The organism is Alcanivorax sp. (assembly GCF_040119285.1).
Classification (GTDB): domain Bacteria; phylum Pseudomonadota; class Gammaproteobacteria; order Pseudomonadales; family Alcanivoracaceae; genus Alcanivorax.
Genome location: NZ_JBEDTY010000001.1, coordinates 1 through 10,784, shown reverse-complemented (window position 1 = coordinate 10,784; position 10,784 = coordinate 1). Strand labels below are relative to the sequence as shown.

Sequence of the window (10,784 nt, the reverse complement as noted above, 5' to 3'; positions counted from 1 at the left end):
CCGCTCGGGCAGATATTTTTGATTATATCGAGATGTTCTATAACAACCGGCGGCGCCATGGTTCTAATGAAAAGCTGTCACCGGTAGAGTATGAAAAGCGTCACCAAGAACGGCTGGGAAGTGTCTAATGAACTGGTGGCGATTCATAGTCTATTAGCTCAGCATTTCGATAACTCAACATGGAGGTGTAAATGGAGGACCTTTTTTTCGACAGTGTCGATAACCTATGGCGGGTGGCTATATCAGCGCCTGTTTTGTATATCACGGTTATTGCTTACATACGCCTATCAGGCAAGCGATCCACCTCGCAAATGAATAATTTCGACTGGATAGTGACGGTTGCAATCGGTTCGCTTGTCGGTTCAGGCATCATTCTCAAAGACGTTGCGTTAACAGAAGCGTTACTAGCCATTGGGCTATTACTTGCGATGCAATACGTAGTCACAAAGGCTGTTGTCCACAGCGAAAGGATTGCTGCGCTGGTCAAAGCGAGCCCGAGATTATTGGTTTACGAGGGTGAGTTACTTGAAAAAGCCCTGTTGCAAGAACGGATCAGCGAAAAAGAGGTTCTCGCCGCAGTTCGTGAACATGGATTGCAAAGTCTTGCTGAAGTCAGAGCTATGGTTCTGGAGACTGATGCCTCGCTTAGCGTACTATCGCGAAACACTACCGGCCAGCACCGGGCGGAAGCCTATAATGAGGTAACTGGCTGGCCTAAATGAACCGATTAGGGGGTTGTCGCGATTTATTAGTGAAGTCTCAATAGCGCACCCTTTTATTTCTCCAGCGCTTGGTAAGCCTCTGTCGTGAAAACCGGGGCACAGCTTTTTTGTGTCCAGGGTCTCTTATTGCGCCTGATGGCCTTGTTTTAGTGGTCATCAGGCACACTGCGCTTAGAACAGAAACACACGTTTTGCCCCCAATAAGTTGTGTAACCCCGCCAAGACATACGGGCGATGGGTGTTCTTGGCCAGGGCACGATAGCGAGCCTTGTTATAGTCAAACATGCCTTTATTCTCCCGCAAGGGATGCCCAATTTTGGCTCGAACACTGGCTTTGATGGTTGCGCACTTCTGCACCACCTTCGACATCGTGGTGAGTTTGTCGGGGCGTTCAGCGATAGTCCTCTGAACCCTTTCGGCTCTTATGTTTGTCGTGTTTCTGGGCGCTTAGTAACCAGCATCTCCGCAGACCTGTTTTTCTTTGCTATGCAGTAGCGGGTGGTAATCGTCATGTCATGCTCATTGGCAGCGGGGCACGGGTGTGAACCAGACCAATCGCGTGATCGACACCAATAAGGCACGTCTAAGGCACTTCAAGCCAAAGGCTGCTTTCTATGGGGCGGACCATTGGACGCTATAGGTCTGGCCTGGATCTGTGCGGTGGCCATGAACCGCAATGGCTGACTTGTCATATCCGAGAGTTCGCTGGCTCGTCACTGGAGGGGGGCGGTTTACCATCAAGAGGCTCCACTTTTTGCAATGATTTACCCGTTCTTGCTTGGTTATGCCGATGTTCTCACCACGCTTTATCTTTCTGGCCTTTTAGACGGGCCCACCTTCGCTGGGGCGCTTTTCAGGTGGGTAGGCTACACCTGAAAAGCCTCGAACCTTTGTGCTCTTTAGGATTGGTGGCTTCGGTTCGAGCCGGCACCAAAGGGATGAGGTATCGGGTTGATTGATTTAGGTAACAGAGTAATCCGTTCTCAGTATAGATATCTCTTTAGAAACCAGTCGCCTTAGCTTCTCAAACCATCAACATATCAATCAATTGCAATGATAACTGATTCAGTGAGTGAGGAGACTGGCCATTGGGGGTTATTGACATTTGGTTGTTTGACCAAATATTATTGAGGCCTACAGCCTACAGGCAACCCGTTTTTGGAGGAATTATGACTTCTGTGCCAATCCAACCGCGTAAAGTCGCATTCGATGTTTCGTCAGTTCCACGGCATTGGAATGGCGGTGACCCCGTATTGACCCGGTTTTTTGACGCCTTGTCAGTGCATTTTCCTGAAGGGGAGCGCTTCTTTATCCAGTCTGTGCGTAACTTCCAAGATCAGGTGACAGATAGCCGCCTGCGCGAGGATATCCGTCACTTCATCCGGCAAGAGGGCCAGCACGGGATTGTCCATGATCGTTTCAATGACGTTATGGAGAATCAGGGTGTGGACGTGGATAAGGTGACTGCGAACCTAAGGACTTTTATCCGCACTACACAAAAGTACTTGCCTAAAAAGTACCAATTAGCGATGACAGCAGCCTTTGAGCACTTCACTGCAACCCTTGGTGAGGCAATGGTTAGCGAGGATTCTAATATGTTTCAGGAGGCTGACCCGGTTATGCGCGCGCTCTTCCTGTGGCATGGGGTAGAGGAAGTAGAACACAAGGCTGTGGCCTATGATCTCTATCAAAGTGCTGGTGGTGGTGGTTATCTGACCCGAGCGTCAGCGCTAATTGTGGCTACCTTGATGGTTCATCTTGTCGTAGGCCCAGTGTTCTGGAATATGCTCAAACTTGACGGTGCTACGCGAAAGCCGGGTGTGATTCTGCGAGGCCTTAACAAGCTGTATGGCCGAAAAGGAATTCTTACCGGAATGTTGCCTGAGTTTTTGGATTGGTTTCGTCCAGGGTTTCATCCGTGGGATACAGGTATGCCGGAAAAGGTAGCGGCTTGGCTTGCGGAGTATGAAGAGCATGGTGACCCGATGCAGGCTTCGGAGACAATTTACGGTCCTGTTCCCCTAAAAGTGGTGGCCTAATGCAGAAAAGAAAGCCGGAGGACGCTGGATGAGTAATCCCGGAGACAATAAGCATACCCATAGGCCGGGGCGTCACTGTGGTAGCTCAGCCATCAGGGATTTGCTCGAATTTCATGGGCTTAATTTGACTGAGGCTTTCTGTTTTGGGTTAGGCGAGGGGCTTGGTATTACCTATGTGGAAATACCAAACTCCGATACCCCTTTTATTGTTCATGTCCGCTCAATGGGTTTTGAAGAAACGGTATTCTCAACACTGGGCGTGCCGTTTCGCTGGGAATCTTGGCAGGATAAAGACGAAGCTGCGCAGGCGTTGGATGTATATCTTGATGCTGGGCGTCCTGCGCTATTATTGACCGATATATATCACCTTCCTTATTTTAAAAGTAGTACCCACTTTCCCGGCCATGCAATTGTTGCTTGGCAGCGGACTGATGATGGGGAAATGATTCTGGTGAGTGATACCGAGCGGCCTGAGCTTCTTGAGGTGCCGCGCGATAAGTTAGCCCTAGCGCGCTTTTCTTTGACGCCCCCTTTTATTCATCACGGATCTCTGTTCGCGCCGGAAAATATCTCGGTTGAAATCTCTCCCGAGCAGGTCAAGGGTGCGATTATTCGTAATGCTCAAACGCTAAAGAAAGGTAATGATAATCAGGGCATTAAAGCACTGGATACCTGGATAAATGATCTCCATCGTTGGAAAGGCTTTGAGAAATGGCCTTGGTTACTGCGTTTTGCGTATCAAGTGATAGAGAAGCGTGGCACTGGCGGCGGGGGTTTTCGGACTATGTACGCAGAGTTTATAGAGGAGGCAGAGGAGGTAGTCCCCGAACTGAAAAAAATGGGCCTCTCTGATTTGATGCGCGACTCTGCCAGTGCATGGTCTGCTTTGGCTGATTGCCTTCGATTGGGTTCTGAAAGTGAGACCTTTCCCACTGAGATGATCAATGACGCCATAATCAAGGTAAGAGAAGCAGAGTTGCGGTATGTGGACGCCGCGTTGACATTATGAAGAAAGAAAGTTGCTAATATGACGGCTGTAAATTCAATATCCAAAGATCTTCTTGCCGCGAGTGGTTTTTTTGGTGCCTCGCATCCCTTGTTTGGGGCTTTCGGAATCGAGATGGAAGACGTTGCCCCTGACGGGGTAGTTATGAGCATGCCCTGTGTGGCTGATACTTGTGATAGCAGCGGTGTGCTACATCGTGGTGCAATTGCTACATTGATGGATACGACTTGTGGTTTAGCGATTTTTATTCGTCTAGGGGATATGCGGCCAATCGCCACTATCGACCTACGTGTCGATTTCATCACTATGCCAAGTATTAATGAGGCGGTTTATTGCAAAGTCGTATGCTTTGCTATTGAAGGTGATATGGCTTATGTCCGTGGAGAGGCATTCGGCCGTTCTGGAGGTGATGTGTTGGCCTCAGTTTCCGGCAGCTTTGCGATTGGAACGTTAGGCCCTTCGTTTGATAAACCAATTGCAAAAGAAAAAGATAATAAAAAAGATGTGCCGAAAGAGGAGACGGGGGAAGTTGGCCCTGGCATAAGAACTGAGGCTCCTGTTTCCCATAATGTACTTTCTGATGAATCACCGTACTCGAAATTTCTCGGTATATGGTTAGGTAATAATGATGGCGTGAAAACGTACGAAATGTCGTTTCGCGATAAACACGTCGGTAATCCTTTAATCAAAACTTTCCACGGCGGTATCTTGGCCAGCTTTGCAGAGATCGTTGCTGGAAGCTATTTGACATCAAATAATGCCATTAATGATAAGACGGTATGCTCAAGCATGACCTTCGATTATCTCAGGCCTGCCTTCGCCGGAACATTGCGAGCCGAACCAAGAATTATTAGAGAAGGTAGACGCTTCATTATCGTTGTCGTGGACCTCTTTATTGAAAAAAATAAAGTTTCACAGGGTCGGTTTATATACAAGAGAGCCTTGGAAACAATCTAAGTCATTACAATAAAATTTTCTTAAATCCTCAATGGAGCCCCCTGTCATGCATATTTCCCAGACCTTGCGTCGTGCTGTTCAGTTAAATGGAGAAGGTACGGCCACTATTTTTGCTGGCCGTCGACAAACCTGGAAGAAGTTTGAGGATCGTGTCGCACGCCTTGCAAATGGTCTGATAGGTCTGGGGGTTGATTTGAGCGATAGGGTTGCGATCCTGTCGCTGAACAGTGACCGCTATATGGAGTATTTTTATGCGGTTCCTTGGGCAGGAGCTGCGGTAAATCCTATCAATATTCGCCTCGCTCCGCCGGAAATTGCTTTTACGGTAAATGACTCAGGGTCGAAGGTGTTGTTCATTGATGACACCTTTTCAGCGATGCTGCCGATACTCAGACCGCAGCTTGAATCAATAAAGCATGTGATTTTTATTGGTGATGGTGAGTGCCCGGAAAATTGTATTGATTATGAGTCGCTTATTGTTCAATCCGAGCGAATGAGGGATGTGGATGCGGGTGGTGACGACCTGGCCGGTCTTTTCTATACCGGGGGGACTACGGGACGCTCGAAAGGGGTAATGCTTAGTCATGACAACCTGGTTTTCAACGCACTCAATGTCGTGGCAGAAATGGGGTATGACCGTGACAGCGTCTATATGCACGCTGCTCCCATGTTTCATCTGGCTGACATGGCCAGTACTTTTGCTGTGACCTTGGCAGCAGGAACCCATGGAATTGTTCCTCGTTTTGATGTTGATGAAGTTTTGTCGTTCATAGAAAAAGAAAAAATCACCGATGCGTTGCTGGTACCAACCATGGTCAATCTTCTCGCCTCCTCGGGGCGTATTGCTAATTACGATGTAAGCAGCATAAAGCGCATGCTTTATGGGGCCTCACCGATGCCGGAAGCGGTATTGATAAGCGCGATGGAACAAATGCCGACAGCCTCGTTCGCCCAAGGCTATGGACAGACAGAAGCTTCGCCAATCATTACTACGCTTGCTCCTGAATTTCATGTTGTCGGTGGCGAAAAGTTGCGGAGTGCTGGGCGTGCGGCCTTGGGCGTTGAAGTAATGGTTGCAGATGAAAACGATGAAGAAGTATCCCGTGGCACAGTAGGCGAAATCTGTGTACGCGGAGGAAATGTTATGCGTGGTTACTGGGGGATGGAATCAGCGACGAAAGAAACTCTGCGCAACGGATGGTTGCATACAGGGGATCTTGCTTACATGGATGAGGACGGTTTCGTTTTCATTGTTGACCGTGCCAAAGATATGGTTATTAGTGGCGGTGAGAACATTTTCTCAGTTGAAGTAGAAGGCGCCATATATAGTCATTCATCGGTACAAGAATGCGCAGTGATCGGGATCCCGGACGAAAAATGGGGGGAGGCTGTTCATGCGATAGTGGTGTTATGCGAAGGAAGTAGTGCCAGTGAAGCGGATATCATTGAGCACTGCAGAGAAAAAATAGCTGGTTATAAGGTGCCTCGTTCGATTGAGTTTCGGAGTGAGCCGTTACCCATCAGTGGGGCAGGAAAAGTATTAAAAAATGAACTTCGATCCCCTTACTGGGAAGATAAGAGTATGCGGGTTAACTGAGTTGAGTTTCTCGCCCGTATCACGAAACAAATAATAGCTTGGAGACTTCCGTGAATCTGGATTTCAGCGAAGAAGAAAAGAAATTTCGTGAAAGCATCAGGCAATGGATGGTTGAAAATGTGCCTGAAGATGTTCGCAGCTGCACCGCCCGTGGGGCGATGCCGGATAAGAGCATGCAGCAACGCTGGGAGCGTTTGCTTGGAAGCGAAGGCTGGCTAACAACTACTTGGCCAGAACAATATGGTGGCCCTGGCTGGACCGCAACTCAGCGCTATATTTTTGATCTAGAGCGGGCTTTGGCTGGTGCGCCACCGACAAGCCCTTTTGGGGTGGCCATGGTTGGGCCGGTACTTTATACCTTTGCCTCTGAAACACAAAAGGAGCGTTGGCTGCCGGGCATTCAAAGTGGCGAAACGCTCTGGTGCCAAGGATATTCCGAACCTAATGCGGGTTCGGATCTGGCCTCGTTGAAAACTCGTGCCACGCTTAACGGTGACCATTACCTGGTAAATGGCCAGAAGATCTGGACGACTCAGGCACACTGGGCGGACATGATGTTCTGTCTAGTGCGTACAGATAACACCGTGAAACAACAACAGGGCATCTCATTCCTCCTGATCGACATGAAAACGCCTGGGCTTGAGGTGCGACCGATTTATTCGATCGATGGACATCACCACCTTAACGAAGTGTATTTCACAGATGTGAAAGTGCCGGTGGAAAACCTTGTGGGACAGGAAGGGATGGGATGGACCATCGCTAAGTTTCTGCTTACCCACGAGCGCACGACTATTGCTGGCGTGGCTGATATTCACTATGAAATAAATCGTCTGAAATCAGCCATGGAAAGTCTGCCCACTGAAAATGAGCGGCAGCAGTCTAAACGGCGGTTGGCAACTCTGGAAATAGACTTGATGGCATTGGAGTACACCAATTTTCGTACCGTAGCTGCGACCGATGAGGGTAAGCCCTTTGGGCCAGAGTCTTCAGGGTTGAAAATTAAAGGCACCGAATTACAACAAAGAGTTTCGCAGGCGATGGTCGAGATCGGTGGGTTGATGTCTCTACCTTGGGATAATGAGCAACCGATTGGTGATGAAGTCTTTAATCAAGCCAGCCGCCGCTATAACTTCCTGCGTGCTTGTACTATCTATGGTGGATCTAACGAGATTCAGAAAAACGTATTGGCAAAGATGCTGCTCGGATTGTGAGGTGAGGCATGGATTTCAAGTTACCTGAAAACACCACGATGATTGCCGATACGGCGCGCCGTTATCTAAAAGATAATTACTCGTTCGATACCTATGTTGCTCAGCTTGATAAAAGCAACCACTTGGACGTAGGCCGCTGGCAGACAATGACAGATTTGGGTTGGTTTGGTCTTCCCTTTGCGGAATCTGTTGGCGGATATGGTGGTTCGCTTCTGGACGTAGCCGCGATAGTACAGGAGATGGGTGCCTCGCTGTGCCTTGACCCTTTTGTCGATTTGATCGTTTCTCCAGGCAAGTTGCTGGAGTACGCCAATACATCAGCTTCCTTATCTCTACTTGATCAAATTATTGCTGGTGAAGCACGAATCGCTTGTGGGCTCTATGACCGACATGCCGGTTATCGCGTGCTGAATCCCTCCTTGAGGCTGAACGGCGGGAGACTGTCAGGGCAGAAGCATATTGTGTCTGATGGTGGCTGTGCGGACACCGTACTACTGTCTGCCATGTCCGGCGATGAGTTGGTTATTGTCGTATTACCTTTTGATGCCTGCGATGTTGAACGATATCGATTGCTGGACGGAAGCCGTGCGGCCAGTTTGACTCTCGATGATGTGGAGATCGATGAGGATATGATTTTGTGTCGCGGGGATGCAGCAGAACAGGCTGTTACTGCCTGGTTCGATTATCTCTGCGCGCTGGATTGCGCCCGAATGTATGGGGCATGCCGTGAAGTTTTTCAGTCCACTCTGGAATATGCTCGCACCCGAAAGCAGTTTGGTACTGCCATTGGCAGTTTTCAGGTAATACAACATTACCTTGTCGATATTTTTATCGACCTCCAGCAGCTTGAATCGATGCTCTTGATGGTATCGGTGAAAGGGGAAAGCGACTGCACTTCCGAACGTAGTCGTGCTACGGCGGCGGCAAAGGCTTACTACGCAAGCCAGGCTGTCCTTATAGCTCAGCAAGGCATCCAGATACATGGTGGCGTAGGGGTAACTGAAGAACTGAATGTTGGGCACTATTTTCGCCTAATTACGCATTGTTCATTGAGCCATGGTGACCGGGAACATCACATAACGCGCTTTAGTCAGGCAGGAGATAATGCACATGGAGGCATTTGATTTCGTTGTTGTGGGCGCCGGTTCTGCCGGTTGCGTGCTTGCCAATCGTCTAAGCGAGAGCGGGCAATACTCCGTGTGCCTTATTGAAGCAGGCCCTCATGACAATAGTGGCTTCGTGAATATTCCCTTTGGCGTCATTGGTTTGATCAAAAAAGGCAAGCGAAACTGGGGTTACGACACAGCGCCGCAGAAACATCTTGATAATAGAAGTCTCTATTGGCCCCGTGGGAAAACACTGGGTGGCAGCAGTTCAATTAATGCTATGGTCTATATTCGTGGACAGAAGCAGGATTATGATGATTGGGCGGCGGCGGGAGCGTCTGGTTGGGCATGGAAGGATGTGCAGCCTGTTTTCAACGCGCACGAGAACAACGAAGAATACCCTAAAGATAGTTGCCATGGTGTTGGCGGGCCACTGAACGTAACCCGGGTGAAGGATATTAATCCCTTGACCCCTACGTTTATCCGGGCGGGAGAGGAGCTGGGTTATCCCCGTAATGATGATTTTAACGGGCCAGATCAAAAAGGCTTTGGGCGGTTTCAGGTAACACAGAAAGACGGGCGGCGCTGGAGTTCAGCGCGCGCCTTTTTGGACCCAGCACGTGGCCGGAAAAACCTGACAATAATGACTGATATTCAGGTCAGAAGAGTGCTGCTGGATGATGGCCGGGCCATTGGGGTTGAAATACGTGACGGTGATGGGAATGTCACGAAAATAGGCGCACATAAAGAGGTCGTTCTCTCAGGTGGTGCGATCAATACTCCTCAGTTGCTTATGTTGTCGGGTATCGGTGATAAAAAACACTTAAATGAAGTCGGGATCAATTGTCTACACCATTTACCGGAGGTTGGCGCTAATCTTCAGGATCATCTGGATATGACGGTCATGATAAAGGATCGAAGTCGGCAGTCCATTGGAATGTCGCCTTTCTTTTTGCCTCGATTGATTAGTGCTTTCTACCAATATTTCCGCCATCGGCGCGGATTTTTGGCCAGTAATGCTGCAGAGGCAGGAGCCTTTATTAGTTTGCTCAGCGATGAGGATCGGCCCGACGCGCAGTTTCATTTTTTGCCGGCTTTCCTTCGTGATCATGGTCGCCAGTTGACGCCGGGTTTTGGTTGCACAATTCATGTTTGTCAGCTTCGACCCAAGAGTCGAGGCTGGATCCGTTTAGCCAGCAGCGATCCATTAGCTGCGCCAGTTATCGATCCGAATTATCTCTCTGACCCTGAGGATATCAGTGTGCTCCGTGAGGGCGTAAAATTGGCAAGGAAGGTCTTCCACAGCAAGTCGTTTCAGTCGGCTTTTGGGGGGGACGATGAGCCGAGCCCAAGCATTGTTAGTGATGCGGATATTGATGCTGATATTCGTCAGCGTGCTGAAACCATTTACCATCCGGTTGGTACCTGTCGAATGGGCAATGATGATAGCGCGGTGGTAGATGTTCGCTTGCGTGTGAACGGAGTGAAGGGTTTACGTGTTGCTGATGCTTCTATTATGCCATTGCTGATCAGTGGTAATACGAATGCACCCTGTATGATGATTGGTGAGCGAGCGGCACAGTTTATCTTTAGCGATATGAAAGGGGCGGGATCTTAAGCTTCCCTCGTAGATTAGCCCCAAGGCCCACAAGGCCTTGGGGCTAAAAGATTTAGTGCGTATTAGGATGAAATGCGCGGCGACAGACGCACAATAAGCACTCTGCTGGCATCGCGTGCGTCGTTTCCGTATACCGGTTGAGCAATATTCCTTCCAGCTATTTACCCCACCTTTCCCTCTCTGATCATCTGATTCAGGGACACTTGTTGATCCCGATTACACTCCCCTCAGAACAGCTGTGCCAGCAAACAGAAGCGTGTTGCCACTGAAACAGACTTGTAGCCCTCTGTAATCCCTCGTTTTAAAAGGTTTTTGAGTGACGGTGACATACTGTAAGCAGATTGAGGCAGTGGCGACGGATATGTACTCGGTGATGGAGCTGGAAGAGGTCTTGGTGCTGCTGTAATCCCCCCGAAAATTAATCGAGGTTTTGAGTAGAGACTTTTACACTGATCGCACAAGGAGCGAATGATGAAGAAGTCTCGATTTTCCGACAGCCAAATCCTGGCGGTCCTGAAGCAACACGAA

General features: G+C 49.1%; 9 protein-coding genes. All 9 read left to right on the top strand.

The window, feature by feature from the left end; translation table 11 throughout:
* Positions 1-128, top strand: a 128-nt coding sequence (locus tag ABNH10_RS00045) for an IS3 family transposase (RefSeq protein ID WP_349384182.1), incomplete at its 5' end; no start/stop codon positions are given.
* A gap of 63 nt (positions 129-191) precedes the next feature.
* On the top strand, positions 192-722 hold the full coding sequence (locus ABNH10_RS00040) for a DUF421 domain-containing protein (protein ID WP_349384181.1): 531 nt from the start codon (positions 192-194) through the stop codon (positions 720-722).
* Between the two features lie 1,088 nt (positions 723-1,810).
* On the top strand, positions 1,811-2,761 hold the full coding sequence (locus ABNH10_RS00035; RefSeq protein ID WP_349384180.1) for a metal-dependent hydrolase: 951 nt from the start codon (positions 1,811-1,813) through the stop codon (positions 2,759-2,761).
* A 28-nt stretch (positions 2,762-2,789) separates the two neighbouring features.
* Positions 2,790-3,770 (top strand): BtrH N-terminal domain-containing protein, encoded by a 981-nt coding sequence (locus ABNH10_RS00030; protein ID WP_349384179.1) that lies wholly within the window; start codon positions 2,790-2,792, stop codon positions 3,768-3,770.
* An 18-nt stretch (positions 3,771-3,788) separates the two neighbouring features.
* Positions 3,789-4,724, top strand: a complete 936-nt coding sequence (locus tag ABNH10_RS00025; RefSeq protein WP_349384178.1) for a PaaI family thioesterase — start codon at positions 3,789-3,791, stop codon at positions 4,722-4,724.
* A 31-nt stretch (positions 4,725-4,755) separates the two neighbouring features.
* Positions 4,756-6,321, top strand: a complete 1,566-nt coding sequence (locus ABNH10_RS00020; protein WP_349384177.1) for a long-chain-fatty-acid--CoA ligase — start codon at positions 4,756-4,758, stop codon at positions 6,319-6,321.
* A 50-nt stretch (positions 6,322-6,371) separates the two neighbouring features.
* Positions 6,372-7,532 (top strand): acyl-CoA dehydrogenase family protein, encoded by a 1,161-nt coding sequence (locus ABNH10_RS00015; protein ID WP_349384176.1) that lies wholly within the window; start codon positions 6,372-6,374, stop codon positions 7,530-7,532.
* 8 nt (positions 7,533-7,540) lie between these two features.
* On the top strand, positions 7,541-8,656 hold the full coding sequence (locus tag ABNH10_RS00010) for an acyl-CoA dehydrogenase family protein (RefSeq protein WP_349384175.1): 1,116 nt from the start codon (positions 7,541-7,543) through the stop codon (positions 8,654-8,656).
* Entirely contained in the window at positions 8,643-10,256 is a 1,614-nt protein-coding gene (locus ABNH10_RS00005) for a GMC family oxidoreductase (RefSeq protein ID WP_349384174.1), read from the top strand. The genes ABNH10_RS00010 and ABNH10_RS00005 overlap by 14 nt, the downstream gene beginning before the upstream one ends.
* Positions 10,257-10,784 lie beyond the last annotated feature (528 nt).